The organism is Janthinobacterium sp. 67 (assembly GCF_002797895.1).
Lineage (GTDB): Bacteria > Pseudomonadota > Gammaproteobacteria > Burkholderiales > Burkholderiaceae_D > Janthinobacterium.
The window spans coordinates 5,625,172-5,640,972 of sequence record NZ_PGES01000001.1; the positions used below are offsets into that span (position 1 = coordinate 5,625,172).

Sequence of the window (15,801 nt, forward strand, 5' to 3'; positions counted from 1 at the left end):
TATTATGCTCTATGATAGAACAAAAATTGTACTTTGACAAAAGTTAAGTATAAAACCATTACTGCATTCCGTGCCGCACAAAGGCTGGCGAGCGAGGCTGGCACATGTTATCGGCTCTACCATAGACGTGTTTACTGGTAGCTTCAACATCCCTTACGCTTTCTTACAAGTAATATTATAACTTTACACCGACTTTCGGTTAGCGTGCGCGCACTTGACTAATCGCCTTGCCCAAGTCGATCACCGACATGGCATAAAAATAACTTCTGTTGTACTGAGTTATAGCAAAGAAGTTATTGGTTGCCAAGTGATACTCAGTTGCTTCTGAACCATTTTGCAAGTCGATCAGGCCGAACAACATGTTCTGGGGCGTCGACGGGCCGGCATTCACGCCGGCTTCCTGCAATTCCCCCAGCCGGTACCTGGCTTGCAAGCCCTGGCCGATGAATTTTTCCCACGTGCGGCTGGCCGAGACGGTGACGGGATAGGTGCTGATGGCCGGGTCATCGCGCCGCCAGCCGTGCTCGACGAGGAAATGCGCGACGCTGCCGATGGCGTCGGCCGTGGAATTGCGCAGGTCGATGTGGCTATCGCCATCGAAGTCCACCGCATATTTCATGATGCTGCTGGGCATGAACTGGGGCAGGCCGATGGCACCCGCATACGAGCCGAGCAGGGTCAATGGATCGATGCCATCCTTGCGTGCAAACAGCAGCGCATTTTCCAGTTCGCCCTTGAAAAATTCCATGCGCGCGGCACGGGTGGGGCTTTCCGGGTAGGAAAACGCCAGGGTCGTCAGCGCGTCGAGCACGCGGAAGCGGCCCGTGTTGCGTCCATACACGGTTTCCACGCCGATGATGCCGACGATGATCTCGGCCGGCACGCCATATTCGCGTTCGGCGCGCGCCAGCGCTTCCGCATTCTCTTCCCAGAATTTCACGCCTGCATTGATGCGCACCGGCTCGATGAAGCGGGCGCTGTACGCTTGCCAGTTCTTCGGCTTGCCGGGCGGCGCCGGCTTCATCAGTTGCACCGTCGTGTCCACATAGCGCACCTTGCCGATCAGGGTATCGAGTTCGGCGCGGTTAAAGCCATGCTTGGCGGACATCTCGTCGAGGAAGGCGCGTACTTCTTTCCAGTTGGCATAGTCGACAAACTCGCCTTCGAAGTCGAATTTCGCCGCTGCTTTCTTGATTGTTGCCTTGGTGGCCGGGGCCTTGGCCGCGCGTACGGCACGGGCGCGGTCGGCAGCGGAAATATTGCTGTTTTCGCCAGCGTGCGCGGTGGGCAGGCACAGGGGCAGGGAGAGGAGCAGGGACAGGGCGGAGGTTTTGATCGGTAACAAGGAGCGTCTCATCGGCATTGGGTTAACAGGCGGCGCAAGTGGCGCCGCGCGCGGAGTTGTTCGTCTGGGCTGGCATTACCATACTTCATCGCGGCATAGATTGCCAGAAACTGTGCGATGGCGGCATGCGCTTCTTGTGTGGCCTTGCCTGCGGCCAACCTGGCAGCATAACCGTGCGGGCCTTCGTGCGGCGCACGGCTGTAGCCGCGCCGCGCCTGCTGCTGGCAAAACCGCGCGTACAGGGCGTCGAACGGATCGCCTTGCCGCGCCTGCCGCCACCAGACCAGTGCGCCCGCCATGGCGGACAGCAGGGCCAGCACGGCGCAAGCGACTGCCAGCTTTGTCGCCGGCACGTTTTTCAAGCCGTCGAGCATGGCGCGCTGGCGCTGCGGCGTGGTGTCGAGCACCCAGCTGCTCCAGGCGTGCTCGGCCTGTTGCCATTGCTGGCGCCACGCGGCAACCGCCCCGGGCGCGCCGCCGTCGAGGCCGGCCAGGGCGCGCCAGGCCGTCAGCGGCGACGGGGCCGGCGGCAGGGCGGCGTCGAGGTTGCGCTGCGTGCGCAGGGGCGCGACGGCGCCGGTGGGATCGACGCGCACCCAGCCCCGGCCCGCCAGCCACACTTCGCTCCAGGCATGGGCGTCGGACTGGCGCACCGTCAAGCTGTTGTCGGTACCGTTGCGCAGACCGCCCTGGTAACCGGTGACGACGCGCGCGGGTATGCCCATGGCGCGCATCAGCACGACAAAGCTGCCCGCGTAATGTTCGCAAAAGCCCGCCTGCGTGCCAAACAGGAATTCGTCGACGCCATGCTTGCCCAGCAGCGGCGGCTGCAGGGTGTAGCGGAACGGCGCGCGGCGGAAGTGGCCAAGCACGGCGGCGATGGCGTCGGCGGGCGCCAGCGCCTGCGCGCCATGGCCGCGCAATGCGCGGGCCCAGGCCACGCTGCGCGGGTTGCTGCCAGCGGGCAAGGCCAGCCATGGCCGCTGCTGTGCTGGCGACAGGTTTGCCTGCAGCCGGTAGCGGGACTGGGAACTGACGCGGTAACGCACGGTCGAAGTAATGGGCTGTATGGTCAGCACTTCCAGCGCGGACGACACGACGTACGGGTTACCGGCCAAGCGTTCGATGCTGCGCGGCACGTCGAGCGCGAAGATGCGCCGCTGGCCGCTCGCTTGCAAGGTCACTTCGTAGTGGCTGGGCTGGCCTTCCAGCGCGATGTCTATGCGGCTGTCGCCGGCAGGCGCGCGCCCGTTCGCGCCCCGGCGCGTCCAGGTGGCGCCGTCGAAGTCGCCCAGCACGACGCCGCGCCAGTACAGCTGGTCTTGCGGCGGGATCGCCGTGCTGAAACGGGCCGTGAAGACGGGGTCGCCTGACAGGGCCAGCGAGGCGATGGCGCCCGGCTGCATGCTGTCGGACAAGCCCGTGCGCGCCTGCGCGCCTTCCGGTGCCGTGCCCCACAGGGGGCCGTCGACGCGCGGCACGGCAAGAAACATCAGGGCCGACAGGGGGATGGCCAGCGCCAGCATGCGTCCCAGCAAACCCAGCCTTTGCGCCAGGCGGGGCTGGAAGGTGCCGTATTGGGCCGACAGCAGGCCGGCCAGCAGGACGATGACGGTGGCCAGCATCCAGGCGGCGCTGAGGATGCCTTGCGCATGGAAGAAATTTGCCAGCAGGAGGAAAAAACTGAGGAACACAAAGACGAAGATGTCGCGCCGGCCATGCATTTCCAGCGATTTCAAGGCCAGCAGCAGGGCCAGCATGGCCACGCCGGGATCGCGTCCCAGCACGGTGCCGTAGCTGGCGCAGACGGCGGCGATGCCCAGCAAGGCCAGCGGCGCGAGCACGGCCAGCTGCGGCTGGCGCTTGCCCCGCACGGTGATGACGGCGCGCCACAGCAGGAGGGCGGCAGCGGCGGCCGACAGCCACGGGGGCAGGTGCAGCGCGTGCGGCGCCAGCACCATGGCGGCGGCCAGCAACAGCAGCAGAATGTCGGCCTTGTCGCGTGGCAAGTTGGCCAGCCATTGCCTCATGCCATGGCCTCATCCTGTGGCAAATCGTGCAGGGCCAGCGCGCGCAGGCAGGCGTCGCGGTGGCTGGCACCCAAGGCTGGCGCCACGGTCAGCGCGCCCAGGCGCAAGCCATATGGCAAGCCCGCGCGTTCCGCCTGCAGCACCCATGCGGCCAGGCGCGACAGACGCGCTTCCGGGGCCAGCGCGTGCAGGGCCGCATGCTCGAGCATGATGCAGCCACGGGCTGCGCCCTGCGGTGCCTCGGCGGCAGACTGGAATTGCTTGCTGAATACATGCTCGTCATCATGGCGGGCGATCCGGCGCCAGGCCAGGCGGTGCAATGGGTCGCCTGGCTGGTAGGCGCGCACGCCGGCCAGTTCCATGGCGCCGTCTTGCGTAGGTGGCTGCCGTACTTGGGGCGCCCGCTGCACCGTGCCGACAGGCAAGGGCAGCGGCGGCGCCGTGTGTTCGGGTTGCGGATACACGAGTACGCGGGTGTCGGGCTGCCAGTGGCACCAGGCAACAAACAGGCCCAGCGGAAAACTGCCGGACAGGCGCACGCCAGGCGCAGCCAGCCATCCCCGCTGCGGCGCCGCCACGACGATATCGATGGCCGTTTCCCCGTGGGCGGCGATGTCGGCCAGACCGGGTGCTGCAGCCGAATCGCTGATGGCCACGCGGATCGCATGGCGCGGGCGCGCGCTGCGGTTGATCAGGTGCAAGGTGAACGTGGCCTGGCTGCCCGCGAATACGGGCTTGCCCGGCGTGGCGGCCAGCGCCAGGCCCGCCAGGTTGCGGCTGGCAAACAGCATGTCCGCGATGGCGCAGGCGGCCGCGAAATACGTGAGCGCATAGCCCAGGCCCAGGCGGTAATTGACGGCGGCGATCCACAGCGCCAGCAGCAGCGCGGCAAACGCCAGGCCCGCGCCCGAGGGGCGGACGTGCACGCGCTGCGCGCCCAGCCAGGGGCGCGGCGGCAGCCATTGGATAGTGCGCCAGCGCATGCCGCTCAGACGGGAATACTCAACAGCATGTGCTGCAGCAGGCTGCGGCTATCCGTCGCCCCTTGCGCGGCATGCAGGCGGTGGGCGCAGACGGGCAACAGCACGGCTTGCACATCGTCGGGCGTGACGTGGTCGCGGCCTTCCAGGGCGGCCCAGGCGCGCGTCGCCTGCAGCAGGGCCAGCGCGGCGCGCGGACTCAGGCCATCGGCAAACACGCCCGGCGCGCGGGTTGCATGCACGAGGGCCAGCACGTAGTCGACGACGGCGGCCGAGGCGTGGATGGCGCGCAGGCCCGCTTGTGCCTGCAGCAATTCTTCCCCATTCATGACGGCCGGCAAGGTGTGCAGCATGGCGCGGCGGTCGGCGCCCAGCAGCAGCGCCCGTTCGGCGGCCGCATCGGGGTAGCCCAAGGTCACGCACATGAGAAAACGGTCGAGCTGAGATTCGGGCAGGGGGAAGGTGCCCAGCTGGTGCGCGCAGTTTTGCGTGGCGATGACGAAAAACGGCTGCGGCAGCGCGTGCGTGACGCCGTCGAGCGTCACTTGCCGCTCTTCCATCGCTTCGAGCAAGCCCGATTGCGTCTTCGGCGTGGCCCGGTTGATCTCGTCGGCCAGCAGCACCTGCGTGAACAGGGGGCCGGGATGAAACACGAAGCTGGCGCTGCCCCGGTCATACACGCTCATGCCGGCCACGTCGGCGGGCAGCAGGTCGCTGGTGAATTGCTGGCGCTTCCATTGCAGGCCCAGCGAGATGGCCAGCGCATGGGCCAGGGTGGTCTTGCCCACGCCGGGCACGTCTTCGATCAGCAGGTGGCCGCCGGCCAGCACGCAGGCGAGGGTCTGGCGGATCTGCAAGTGTTTGCCGACGAGAACTTCGCCGATCTGCTGTGCGGCCTGGTGTATTTTCGAAAACATGCTATTTCTATCACAGTAAGTCGGATTATTTAATTTACAATCGCTTTGGCCAGGTCAAGCCGCGCCGCCCGCCCGTGCCGTGCACGTGGTAGATTAGCGTGGCAACGACGGCGGCACAGACCGGCCAGTGATTTTATGCGAGAACGCGCAGGGCGAACAGGAATGCCATGCAGTGTTCCCGGAGAATGGACAGAGACAGAGGTAACCAGTACAGCGCATGAGCACAGCCATTTATACCCATCCCGATTGCCAGCGCCATGAAATGGGCGACTGGCACCCAGAATCGCCGGCCCGCTTGCAGGCCATCAATGATCAACTGATCCTCGCGCACATCAGCGACCTGGTCGAGCACCGCGACGGCGCGCGCGCGCAATTGTCCGATATCGAGCGCAACCACAGCGCCACGGCCATCGGCCTCGTGCGCGACAATGTGCCGCAGGAGGGCGACTACTATCCGCTCGACGGCGATACCCTGCTCAACGCGCACAGCTACGACGCGGCGCTGGCGGCCGCCGGCTCGGCCGTGGCGGCCACGGACGCCGTCATCGATGGCGAGATCAGCAACGCCTTTTGCGCGATCCGCCCGCCCGGCCACCATGCGCGGCCCAGCGAGCCCATGGGTTTTTGCCTGTTCAATAATGTCGCCATCGCCGCCAAGCATGCGCTCGACGTGCGCGGGCTCGAACGGGTCGCCATCGTCGACTTCGACGTGCACCATGGCAATGGAACGGCCGAGTCCGTTGCGCACGATCCGCGCATCCTGATGGTGAGTTTCTTCCAGCACCCGTTTTATCCGTACAGCGACGTGGAATCGTATACGGACACGCGCGTCAACGTGCCCGTGCCGGCCCGCTCGAAGGGCGACGCCGTGCGCCAGCTGGTGCTCGACCACTGGCTGCCCGCGCTGCACCGCCAGCAGCCGCAGATGATTTTTATTTCCGCCGGTTTCGACGCCCACCGCGAAGACGACGTGGGCGGCATGGGCCTCGTGGAAGCCGACTACACGTGGATGACGCAGCAGATGATGGCCGTGGCCAGGCAGTATGGCAAGGGCCGCATCGTCAGCTGCCTCGAAGGAGGCTATAACCTGTCGTCGCTGGGCCGCAGCGTGGCCGCGCACGTGAAGGCGCTGGCGGAACTCTGACTACAGCAAGGTGGGGCGGCTGCCGGAATGCGTGTGGCGGTGGGTCTGGTAGTCGAGCGCGTCGCCAGCCATGAAGCGGTGCCAGGCTTGCGTGTAGACGAGCGATGACTTATCCGCATCAAAACTGTCGAGTTGCAACATGTCGCGGTGGTGCTTGATTTCATTGACCAATTGGTCATACAGCATTTGCAAGCCATAGCTGTCGGCGCTCTGGCGTTTCAGGCGCTCTTCCAGCTGTGCCACTTGCCCCTGCCATTGCCGGCATTCCTTCTTCCAGTCATTGCGCGGCAAGCGCCTGGGCGCCTTGCCCGTGTGTTCCATCGTCATATCGTGCTATCCCCATCACCTATCTCCCTGCACCTGGCGGGAGCCAGCCTGGAAAATAATTGCTTTTCATTTAAGAGGCGATATTAGAGCACATTTTTTTATTTCTCTCAGTAAATAAAAGAATCCTTGTGGAAATACTTGACCTGGCTTCCAGCGCGCGTATCACTGGCGCAGTGCCGCCGCCGGGGCGGCTTGCGCCATGTTGCCGTCGTCGTAGGTGATGGTCAGCAGGGTATTGTCGTCCCAGTTCGCGTCGTGCAGCGGCGGCACGTAGCGCTGGCGGTCTTCCGTGATGCGGATGTCCAGCGTGCGCTCGCCCGAGCGCGCCTGCACGGCAAGCAGCTTGCGGAACACGGGATACGGCACGTGGATCAGCGACGAGTGGCACGGTCCGCCCGCCAGGCGGAACAGGTTGCGCCGTACGAACGGCAAGTCATCCTGCTCGACGGCCCAGCGGATTTCGCATTCGAGGCGCAAGTCGCCCAGGCGGCGCACATTCGGGGGCAGGCCCGGCGTATGGATGTCGGCGCGCCAGCGCAGGGTGGCGCGTTTCTTGTTGCTGACCAGGTCGGCATTCGCATCATAGGCGGTCTTGTCGCGCGTCAAGATGAAGCCGCCGTCCGCCGCCAGCGGTATGGGAATCGACAGGTTGTCGGCCGACAGGTGCAAGGTCACGCCATCGAGCCTCGCCTTCGGCGTGGCGGGGATCAGCATGAAGCGCAGCGGCGCGTCCGGCGCCAGGTGCTGATGGTCGGCATACGCGTCGAGTCCCTTGAGCATGGTGCGGTAGGGGCGCAGGTCGGGATCGCGCGTGCCTTGCACGTCGACAATCTGCTGCATATCCTGGATCGCCGCATCGCCTGGCGCCGCCGCTTGGTCCTGGGCCATGGCGGGCAAGAGGCAGGTGGAAAGGGCAGCGAGGAGACAAAGACGGGGAAGATGCATGGAGTGCGTGCCAGGTTGAGCGTGCAATAGGGAAACCAGTCCAGACTGGACGGCCTGCGGATATTATCATTCGAGTAACTGCCAAATTATCACCAATTGTCTCGTTCGCGTCGCACGGCTGGCGCTGGCGGCGGAAAATGGGACGTCGCGGCGGCAACCACGTAAAATAGCGGATTGACCGAACGATTTTGAAAGCAAGAGCATGGCGATACAATGGTACCCAGGACACATGAACGCGGCCCGCAAGAAAGCGGCCGAAACCATGGAGAACACCGATCTGGTGATTGAAGTGGTGGACGCGCGCCTGCCGGCAGCCAGCTGCAATCCCATGGTGGACGAGCTGCGCCTGTTCCGCCAGCGCCCTTGCCTGAAAATCCTCAACAAGACCGATCTGGCCGATCCTGCCGCCACGGCCGCCTGGGTGGCGTACTTCAATGCCCAGGAAGGCGTGACCGCGTATGCGATGACGACCAAGAAGCCGGGCGACGTGGCGCGCATCCCGGAGCTGGCCAAGTCGCTGGCGCCGCACCGCGGCGTGCCGACGAAGCCGCTGCGCATCATGATCATGGGCATCCCCAACGTGGGCAAGTCGACCCTGATGAACGCACTGCTGAAAAAGCGCGTGGCCAAGGTGGGCGACGAGCCGGCCGTGACGAAAATGCAGCAAAAGCTGTACCTGGACAAGAACACCATCCTCGTCGACACGCCCGGCATGTTGTGGCCGAAGATCGCCATCCCCAGCGACGGCCTGATGCTGGCCGCCAGCCACGCCATCGGCTCGAATGCGCTGATCGAAGAGGAAGTGGCCGTGTTCCTGGCCGAGGAATTGCTCAAGCGCTACCCTGACTTGCTGGCAACCCGCTACGGTACCAAGGTCGGCGAAGTCGATGCCATCGGCGTGGTCGAAGGCATCGCCGCCAAGCGCGGCTTCCGCATCAAGGGCGGCGACTACGATTTCGAGAAAGCGTCGCACACCCTGCTGCTCGACTACCGCAGCGGCATCCTCGGACGCATCTCGCTGGAAACGCCGGACACGCGCGCCGCCCTGCTGGCCCAGCACGCGGCCGAGATGGCGGAAAAAGCGGCCATAGCGGCAGCGATTGCCGCCGAAAAAGCAAAAAATGCGGCGCGCGGCAAGCGCGGGACGTAATTCACGGCCGCTGACTCACCCCAAAGCAAATTTTGGGGTCAGACCCCCGGTGACGTTGGCGCTGAACCAGCCGTTAGCGGTGTTGAGGGTCTGACCCCGGCTTACAAAAAGCGCCGCGACATCACTGTCGCGGCGCTTTTTTTATGCGTTGCCGGATTATCCGAATTTGAAGCTGGTGACGGCCAAGGCTCCAAAAAAATCCTCCTCGTGATACGCCACGTGCGCCGCTTCCTGCTCGGCCGCACCGAGCGCCACCATCAGGGGCAGCAAATGGTCTTCCTGCGGATGGGCCTGGCGCGCGCCCGGTGCCCGGTCCCAGGCCAGCAGCTGCTCCAACCTTTGTTTCGGCGGCAAGGCCATCGTTGCGCGCAGCCAGGCGTCGAACTGGTGCGAGGCGACGGCGCCCGCCTGGCCGAACTGGCGCAGGTTATGGTAACTGAGGCCGCTGCCCAGTATCAGCACGCCCTGCCGGCGCAGGCCGGCCAGCGCGCGGCCCACCTCGACGTGGGTGAGCGGGTCGTAGCCGTGTTTCAGCGACAGCTGCACCAGCGGCATGTCCGCCTGCGGGTAGATGGGGAACAGGGCGCTGAAGGTGCCATGGTCGAAACCGCGCTCGTGGTCGAGGCGCGCGGGATGGCCGGCAGCGTCGAGCAACTGTTTTACCTGTGCCGCCAGGTCTGGCGCGCCCGGTGCCGGGTACTGGATTTGATACGTGTGCGGCGGAAAGCCCGAGTAATCGTAGATCATGCCCGGCCGGGGGCTGGCCGAGACGAGAAATTGCGGCCCTTCCCAGTGCGCCGTGACGACCAGCACGGCCTTCGGACGCGCGCCGATCTGGCGCGGGATATCCTGCAGCGACGCTTCGAGCACGTCGTAGCGGCCGCCGAACTGGTCTTTCATGAACGGCCACGGGCCGCCGCCGTGCGACAGGAAGTAAGTAGGGAAGGTGTGCTCTTGCATGGCGGCTCCTGGTGGGAATGGCTGATGATGACACCATGATAGTCATGCGCAATGAGTTGATCAAGATCGCTATTATTGATATATCATTTCCATTTTGTTGATGATTGGGCCGTCATGGATACCTTGCGCAGCATGCGCGTATTTCGCGCCGTGGTGGAACTGGACAGCTTCGTGCGCGCCAGCGAGCGCCTCGACCTGTCGCCGGCCATGGTCAGCAAGCATGTGATGCACCTCGAGCGCCATCTGGGCGCGCGCCTGCTGAACCGCAGCAGCCGCCACCTGAGCCTGACGGAAATCGGCAAGGTGTATTTCGAACAGTGCCGCGACATGCTCGACAACCTCGACGAGGTGGAAGCGACCGTGGGCCGCACGACGGTGGTGCCGCGCGGCATGCTGCGCCTGAGCGCCCCCGTCTGGTTCGCCAACGCCATCTTTACGCGCACCCTGGTCGCCTACCGCGAGCGCTTTCCGGAAGTGACGTTCGACATCGACTTGAGCGGCAGGGTCGTCAACCTGGTGGAAGAGGGCTTCGACCTGGCCCTGCGCGTGAGCCAGGCGCCGTCGGCGGCCCTGATCGCGCGGCCCATCGGCAACATCGCCTTTCACCTGGTGGCCGCGCCCGCCTACCTGGCGCGCGCGGGCCAGCCGCAGACGCCGCAAGACCTGGTCCGCCACGCCATGATCAGCTATTCCTTGCTGTCGAACGGCAACGAATTGACCTTCGACGGGCCGCAGGGACGCGAGACGGTGAAGTTCTCGCCCGTCCTGCAATGCAATAACGAAAGCCTGCTGCACGCGGCCGCGCTCGACGGCATGGGCATCGCCTTGCTGCCGTCGTGGCAAACGGATGCGGACCTGGCGGCGGGGCGGCTGGTGCGCCTGTTCGACGATTTCACGCTGGCGGGCGGCAGCGTCTACGCCGTCTACACGAGCCGCCGCTACCTGTCCTCGAAAGTGCGCACCTTCATCGACTTCCTGGCCGATGAAGGGCGCCTGGGAGCCTGACTAGGCGATTGAGCGCTTCACGTCGATCAGGGCGAACAGGCGCGCGCTGCGCATCCACGCCAGCACCAGCACCGCCAGCTGCGTGGCCAGGAAGCCGGCCACGATGGCCAGCGGGTCCGGGGCGGCCAGGTTCAGGCGCGCCACGCCCAGCAGCGCATACAGGGCCAGCCCCAGCAAGGTGATGGCCAGATAGATGGCCAGGCAGGCCAGCGGACGCCGGCGCAGCATGCCCAGGCCCCGCCACCACGCCTTGACGGCCGACGTGCGGCGACGGTCGACGGCCAGCGCCGCGCGGCCCGCGTCCAGCGTGGCGCAGGCCAGCAGGAACAGCAATCCCGTGAACAGCAGGGCCAGGTGGCGCGCCAGGTCGGCGTCGGCTTCCAGGACGGCTGCCGCCGCGTGCTTGTCGGCCAGTTTCAGCGCACCGGCGCCGATCGCCAGCGCCACGCCCAGCGGGACGATGCTCCACAGCAGCATGCGCAACATGCGCCCGTATTCGCTGAAGGCGCCCGTCAGCAGGGGGCCGAAGCGCGGTGGCGCAGGCGCGCGCGCGGCCGTCACCACCAGGCCGCTCAGCAGCGGCGACAGCAGCAGGGTCAGGACGATGCCGGCGATGGCGGCCTGGCTGATGGCGGCGCCATTGCGGCCGGCATTGGCGGCCAGGTCGGCCACGGTCATCAGGTCGAGCTGCTGCGCCAGCGCCGCCGCATGCACGGCGTGATCGAGGCTGGCGCTCAAGGTGTGCCAGACGGGAATGACGGCGACGATGGCGGGAATCAGCAGCAATCCGAGCCACAGCAGCAGCAGGCGCCATTGCAGGGCGGCGCGGCCGGCGCGCGTGAGGAAAGTCAGGCCGCTGGCCCGTGTCGTGGAAGTGGCGCTCATACGATGGCGATCAGGGAAAGGAGGTATTGGAAGACGGCGGCAATATCAAGGCTCCAGCGCCGCGCGGCGGACTTGTCGGCTTTCAGGGTGCGGCTGTCATCGAGCTTGTTGACGTCGAGGTAGTGCACGCGGTCGGGATCGAGTTCGGCCGAGACGGCCTTCACGGGCTTGCTCCAGGTGTAGCGCTGCCACAGCTGGTCGTTGTCCCACACCACGCGTTCGGAGGTGCCGTCGGCAAATTTCACGAGCAGCACCTGCGGCACGGGCGCGCCGCGGCGGCGCAGCACCACGCTGGTCAGATAGGGGTAGGGGCCCGTGCCGGGCTTGGCATCCGGGTGCGTCTTGTCCCATGCTTCGCGCACCTTGTCCTCTTCCTTTTTCAGCGCGTCGGGCGTGCGCTCCACGCGCTTGCCGTTCACCAGCGCCATGCCGGCCAGCGGCGTCTGCTCTTCGCTGGCGAAGCTGCCGATGCGGTCGTCGATATTCGCGCTGGCATGGACTTGCTGCGCGAAGACCTGTTCCACGATGCGCCGCTGGCCCGTCGCTTCAGCCAGCGTTTCGCGCAAGTCGGCCACGCTGGGGTGGCGGAATTTCCACTGTTCATAGTAGGCCTTGAAGCCCCGCTCCATGGCCTCGCTGCCGATGCGCGCTTCCAGGTCGCGCAGGGTGACGGCCGTGCGGCTGTAGACGGGGCTCACGCCCTGCAGGCGGTCCCACGCATTCTGGCCCAGCGGGTCGGCCGCATCCTGGCGCGGCGCGGCCATGCGCTCGGCCTCGAAGACCTTGAAGGCGGGAGCGAAGCCCAGGCGCTTGAGCAGGGGCGTCGTGGCGTGGATGTCCTGGCCGCGTGCGCGCAGCATGCGCTGGTCCCAGTACTCGTTCAAGCCTTCGTCGAGGATCGGTTCCTCGAACTCGTTCGAGGCCAGGATGCCATAGAAATAGCCATGGCCGAATTCGTGGATGGTGACGAAATCGAGGCCGAATTCGGCGGCGGTCTTCGGCTGCAGGCTGGCGAAGGCCGAGGCCGTGATGAAGGTCGGGTATTCCATGCCGCCCGCTTCGGCCGCATTAAATGGCGGAATCACCACCGTCAGGGTCTTGTACGGATACGGGCCCAGGGTGCGCGAAAAATACGTGAGCGCATCCTTGGCCGCCTGCAGCGCGGGCGCCGCGTTCGACGCGTACTCGGGCGGGTACAGCACCTTGATGGCCACGGGCGGGCTGCCAGGGCCGTTCCAGCTGCCGATCAATGGCTGCGCGCTGCGCTTGTCGGCCGTCCAGGCGAAATCATGCACGTCGCCCTGCACATAATGGTGCGTGAGCATGCCGTCCTTTTCCTGCGGCGCACCCTGCAGCTCGCCCGTGGCGCCTACCGTATATTCCTTGGGCACGGTCAGCTTCACGTCGTAGTGGCCGAAGTCGGCGTAGAACTCCGAATTGAGGTGGAATTCATGGGCGTTCCAGCGCGGCGCGGTGGCGCCCCGTTCGCCGGGCAGTTCGAGAACGGCGATCTTGGGGAACCACTGGCCCACCAGGTGGAAGCTGCCGAAATAGCCGGTGCGCGCGATGACGCGCGGCAGCTGGTCGAAGAAGCGGATGTCGAGCGTCGTCTCGGCGCCCGGCGCGACCGCTTGCGGCAAGTCGACGCGCACGACGGTGCGGTCGGTGGCCGGGCCGTTGTCGGGCTGGACGACATGCCAGGGCGCCGTGGCGCCGTTCTGCGTCATGCTGTGCAGTTCGATGTAGCCCCATTCGCCGTCGCGCGTGCCGACGCCCGAACGAAAGCTCGTATCGAGCTTGCGCTTCTCGGTAAAGAAAGTCGAATGCTCGCCCTCGAACGCATTCAGGTACAGGTGCAGGTACACGCTGCCGACGGCTTGCGCGCTGCGGTTGCGCCAGCGCAGTTTCTGCCGGCCGTCTATCGTGTGCCTGACGGGATCGAGCGTCGCTTCGATCTGGTAGTCGACCACGCGGTCCGACAGGGTCGCTTGCGCGCCCGTGCGTGCGCCGCCCCAGGCGTTGCTGGCGCTGGGCGTGGTGACGGCGGAGGCATGCGGCGACGCCAGGGCGATGCCGTCGGAGGACGGTGCCGGCGGCATCGCCGCGCCGGCAGGCTTGCCCTTGTCGGGCTGGGCGAACAGGTCGGCTTGCAGGGCGAGGCCGGCCAGCAGCAGGGCGGCGATGGAGAGGGCCTTGAGCTTGCCCGGGATGGAGGAAATACCGCGGCGCGGTGTGCTACGACTATCCATGCGTGACTCCCACTGTGACTTCTTATTGATGATTTTCAAATGCAGTCGGCCGCGTCCAGGATCGCCGGGCGCTCCGTTAATATACCTGTAAAAATTACAAATTAGCAATGAATTCCGCAAGCGGTCCCGCTGGCTGTTGCGGCGCCGTGCGCCGTGCGTATAATGATTCGCTTTTGCGATCCTCCCTACTACCGTGCGTGCGCGCCCCGGTAGCGCACCCAGCTTTCCGCCATGATGCCTGCCCCTTCCGCCCTGACCATTGCCACGCGCACCTTGCTGTTGTGCGCCCTGGCCATGCCGGCGTGTGCGCAGGAAGGCGCCGATGCCGGCGCGCCCGGCGTCACGCATGGCGCCTGGTCCGCCGAACTGGGACAGGGTGGCCAGCACAGCGTGCGCGGCGCCCTGTCGCGCGACCAGGGCGGCATGTCGCTCGACGCGGCCATCGACGGGCTGCGCAATGGCAATTACCGCGATGGCAGCGTGTTTCACCAGCATGGCTTCAATGGCGGCGCGGAATGGAAGGCGCGCGAGGGGCGCTTCGGTTTCAGCGCCGACCAGCTGAAGCAGGACACGCGCTACCCCGCGCCCGAGGCGCCGTTCCTGGCCTTGCTGGCGGCCCGTCCGGAAGACCTGTACCGCTATGAGGTGCGGCGCGGCAGCGCCTTCGTGCAGCGCTATGTGGGCAAGTTCGAGCTGGGCGTGGAACTGTCGCAGCGGGAAAAACGCGCCACGGCCCACTATGCGGGCGAGGACGGCAGCAGCGTATCGACGTACAGCAGCCGGCGCCGGCAACTCGCGCCCCGCCTGCGCCACTACGGCAAGGTGGGCGGCGTGGGCACGGATACGGAAGTGGGCCTGGACCTGATGCAGTGGCAGCGGCGCTCGGGCCGCGATGGCGATGCGCAGCGCCGCCAGTACTCGCGCGCGCTGCTGCTGCGCGAAGAGCTGGCCTTCGGCGGCCCGTACGCGCCGCGCGTGCTGCTGGGACTGCGGCATGAACAGTTCCAGCTCGATCCGGCCGACATGCCCGCCGGCGGCAGCGACTGGGAAAACCAGAATGCCTGGGACGTGCAGGGCAGCCTGCAGCTGCGCCCGCAGCTGAGCGTGTACGCCAAGGCCGCGCGCAGCTACCGCATCGACGACGACGGCTATACCCGCGCCGGCTACCGCCCCCTGGCGGGACAGCTGCGGCGCGAAATGGAAGTGGGCGCGACCTTTGGCGACGCGGCGCGCAGCGCTTCCGTGCGCGTGTTCAGCGAGCGCCTGAGCAACCAGATCGTCTTCGACCAGAGCCTGGGCCAGCTGGGCTTTGCGGGCAACCTCGATCCCTCGCGCCGCGACGGTATCGCCATCGAGGCCAGCATGGCGCTGGCGCGCGGCTGGCGCCTCGACGGACAATTGCGGCAAGTGCATGCGCGCTATGACGATTACGCCTACGACGGCCCGGACATCGCCCTCGTGCCCAAGACCCTGGCCAGCCTGCGCCTGTACTGGACGGGGCAGGGCGGCGCCAGTGCCGACGTCGGCGTGCAATGGCTGCGCGCCCTGCGCTATGGCCCCGATTTCGCCAGCAGCTGCCTGGCGCAAGTGCCTGCGTTTGCCACCGTGGACGGACGCTATGCGCGCAAGCTGGGCGCCTGGGAGCTGGAACTGGCCGGCAGCAACCTGACGGACCGCCGCCATTACGGCGATGCGCCGGGCTGCCGCTCCAGCATCTACCTCAACGATGCGCGCCAGCTGCGCGTGTCGGCGCGCTACCATTTCTGAGGCAGGGTCGCGCCAGGGCTTAAATGCGGCTTAAGCGGGCGCAAACGGAGCGGATAAAAGCGCTTTTTTTCCGGCCTGGCCTCATCGCCCGGCGCAA

Annotated in this window: 13 protein-coding genes; 4 read left to right on the plus strand and 9 right to left on the minus strand. The window is 66.1% G+C overall.

Going from position 1 to position 15,801, the window contains the following annotated elements; genetic code table 11:
• Positions 1-199: 199 nt before the first annotated feature.
• From mltB to CLU90_RS25300, 4 genes are read right to left on the minus strand one after another with little or no spacing between them, the layout of a single operon-like run.
• On the minus strand, positions 200-1,363 hold the full coding sequence (mltB, locus tag CLU90_RS25285) for a lytic murein transglycosylase B (protein ID WP_092714968.1): 1,164 nt from the start codon (positions 1,361-1,363) through the stop codon (positions 200-202).
• Positions 1,354-3,375, minus strand: a complete 2,022-nt coding sequence (locus CLU90_RS25290) for a transglutaminase TgpA family protein (protein ID WP_100429119.1) — start codon at positions 3,373-3,375, stop codon at positions 1,354-1,356. Before CLU90_RS25290 ends, mltB begins: the two co-directional genes overlap by 10 nt.
• Positions 3,372-4,358, minus strand: a complete 987-nt coding sequence (locus tag CLU90_RS25295) for a DUF58 domain-containing protein (protein ID WP_100429120.1) — start codon at positions 4,356-4,358, stop codon at positions 3,372-3,374. Before CLU90_RS25295 ends, CLU90_RS25290 begins: the two co-directional genes overlap by 4 nt.
• A gap of 5 nt (positions 4,359-4,363) precedes the next feature.
• Positions 4,364-5,272, minus strand: a complete 909-nt coding sequence (locus CLU90_RS25300; RefSeq protein WP_100429121.1) for an AAA family ATPase — start codon at positions 5,270-5,272, stop codon at positions 4,364-4,366.
• 217 nt (positions 5,273-5,489) lie between these two features.
• Between CLU90_RS25300 and CLU90_RS25305 the strand changes: the two genes are divergently transcribed.
• Positions 5,490-6,416, plus strand: a complete 927-nt coding sequence (locus CLU90_RS25305; protein WP_092714977.1) for a histone deacetylase family protein — start codon at positions 5,490-5,492, stop codon at positions 6,414-6,416.
• Here CLU90_RS25305 and CLU90_RS25310 read toward each other — a convergent pair whose 3' ends face one another.
• Both CLU90_RS25310 and CLU90_RS25315 read right to left on the minus strand, forming a co-directional pair.
• A complete protein-coding gene (locus CLU90_RS25310) occupies positions 6,417-6,743 on the minus strand; it encodes a hypothetical protein (RefSeq protein WP_092714979.1) in 327 nt (108 codons plus the stop codon).
• A 162-nt stretch (positions 6,744-6,905) separates the two neighbouring features.
• A complete protein-coding gene (locus tag CLU90_RS25315) occupies positions 6,906-7,631 on the minus strand; it encodes a hypothetical protein (protein WP_100429122.1) in 726 nt (241 codons plus the stop codon).
• A gap of 259 nt (positions 7,632-7,890) precedes the next feature.
• On the opposite strand from CLU90_RS25315, the gene ylqF reads away from it, so the two are divergent.
• A complete protein-coding gene (gene ylqF / locus CLU90_RS25320) occupies positions 7,891-8,838 on the plus strand; it encodes a ribosome biogenesis GTPase YlqF (RefSeq protein WP_100429123.1) in 948 nt (315 codons plus the stop codon).
• A gap of 156 nt (positions 8,839-8,994) precedes the next feature.
• Here the strand turns inward: ylqF and CLU90_RS25325 are convergent, their stop codons facing one another.
• Positions 8,995-9,798, minus strand: a complete 804-nt coding sequence (locus tag CLU90_RS25325) for a DODA-type extradiol aromatic ring-opening family dioxygenase (protein ID WP_100429124.1) — start codon at positions 9,796-9,798, stop codon at positions 8,995-8,997.
• A gap of 114 nt (positions 9,799-9,912) precedes the next feature.
• Here CLU90_RS25325 and CLU90_RS25330 point away from each other — a divergent pair, with 114 nt between their 5' ends.
• The gene (locus tag CLU90_RS25330) at positions 9,913-10,803 is read left to right on the plus strand and encodes a LysR family transcriptional regulator (protein WP_100429125.1); all 891 of its coding nucleotides are present in this window, start codon (positions 9,913-9,915) and stop codon (positions 10,801-10,803) included.
• Here the strand turns inward: CLU90_RS25330 and CLU90_RS25335 are convergent, their stop codons facing one another.
• Together CLU90_RS25335 and CLU90_RS25340 are read right to left on the minus strand one after the other, a co-directional pair.
• Entirely contained in the window at positions 10,804-11,688 is an 885-nt protein-coding gene (locus CLU90_RS25335; protein WP_100429126.1) for a hypothetical protein, read from the minus strand. It lies immediately after the preceding gene.
• Complete coding sequence (locus CLU90_RS25340) at positions 11,685-13,937, minus strand: M1 family metallopeptidase (RefSeq protein WP_175539344.1); 2,253 nt, start codon at positions 13,935-13,937, stop codon at positions 11,685-11,687. The genes CLU90_RS25335 and CLU90_RS25340 overlap by 4 nt, the downstream gene beginning before the upstream one ends.
• A gap of 231 nt (positions 13,938-14,168) precedes the next feature.
• On the opposite strand from CLU90_RS25340, the gene CLU90_RS25345 reads away from it, so the two are divergent.
• The gene (locus CLU90_RS25345; protein ID WP_092714991.1) at positions 14,169-15,704 is read left to right on the plus strand and encodes a TonB-dependent receptor domain-containing protein; all 1,536 of its coding nucleotides are present in this window, start codon (positions 14,169-14,171) and stop codon (positions 15,702-15,704) included.
• Positions 15,705-15,801: the final 97 nt, after the last annotated feature.

What these genes read in the sequence shown, in the direction of transcription:
- mltB (WP_092714968.1), bottom strand. Translation starts at nt 1,363, where the DNA reads ATGCCGATGAGACGCTCCTTGTTACCGATCAAAACCTCCGCCCTGTCC.
- CLU90_RS25290 (WP_100429119.1), bottom strand. Translation starts at nt 3,375, where the DNA reads ATGAGGCAATGGCTGGCCAACTTGCCACGCGACAAGGCCGACATTCTG.
- CLU90_RS25295 (WP_100429120.1), bottom strand. Translation starts at nt 4,358, where the DNA reads ATGCGCTGGCGCACTATCCAATGGCTGCCGCCGCGCCCCTGGCTGGGC.
- CLU90_RS25300 (WP_100429121.1), bottom strand. Translation starts at nt 5,272, where the DNA reads ATGTTTTCGAAAATACACCAGGCCGCACAGCAGATCGGCGAAGTTCTC.
- CLU90_RS25305 (WP_092714977.1), top strand. Translation starts at nt 5,490, where the DNA reads ATGAGCACAGCCATTTATACCCATCCCGATTGCCAGCGCCATGAAATG.
- CLU90_RS25310 (WP_092714979.1), bottom strand. Translation starts at nt 6,743, where the DNA reads ATGACGATGGAACACACGGGCAAGGCGCCCAGGCGCTTGCCGCGCAAT.
- CLU90_RS25315 (WP_100429122.1), bottom strand. Translation starts at nt 7,631, where the DNA reads ATGGCCCAGGACCAAGCGGCGGCGCCAGGCGATGCGGCGATCCAGGAT.
- ylqF (WP_100429123.1), top strand. Translation starts at nt 7,891, where the DNA reads ATGGCGATACAATGGTACCCAGGACACATGAACGCGGCCCGCAAGAAA.
- CLU90_RS25325 (WP_100429124.1), bottom strand. Translation starts at nt 9,798, where the DNA reads ATGCAAGAGCACACCTTCCCTACTTACTTCCTGTCGCACGGCGGCGGC.
- CLU90_RS25330 (WP_100429125.1), top strand. Translation starts at nt 9,913, where the DNA reads ATGGATACCTTGCGCAGCATGCGCGTATTTCGCGCCGTGGTGGAACTG.
- CLU90_RS25335 (WP_100429126.1), bottom strand. Translation starts at nt 11,688, where the DNA reads ATGAGCGCCACTTCCACGACACGGGCCAGCGGCCTGACTTTCCTCACG.
- CLU90_RS25340 (WP_175539344.1), bottom strand. Translation starts at nt 13,937, where the DNA reads ATGGATAGTCGTAGCACACCGCGCCGCGGTATTTCCTCCATCCCGGGC.
- CLU90_RS25345 (WP_092714991.1), top strand. Translation starts at nt 14,169, where the DNA reads ATGATGCCTGCCCCTTCCGCCCTGACCATTGCCACGCGCACCTTGCTG.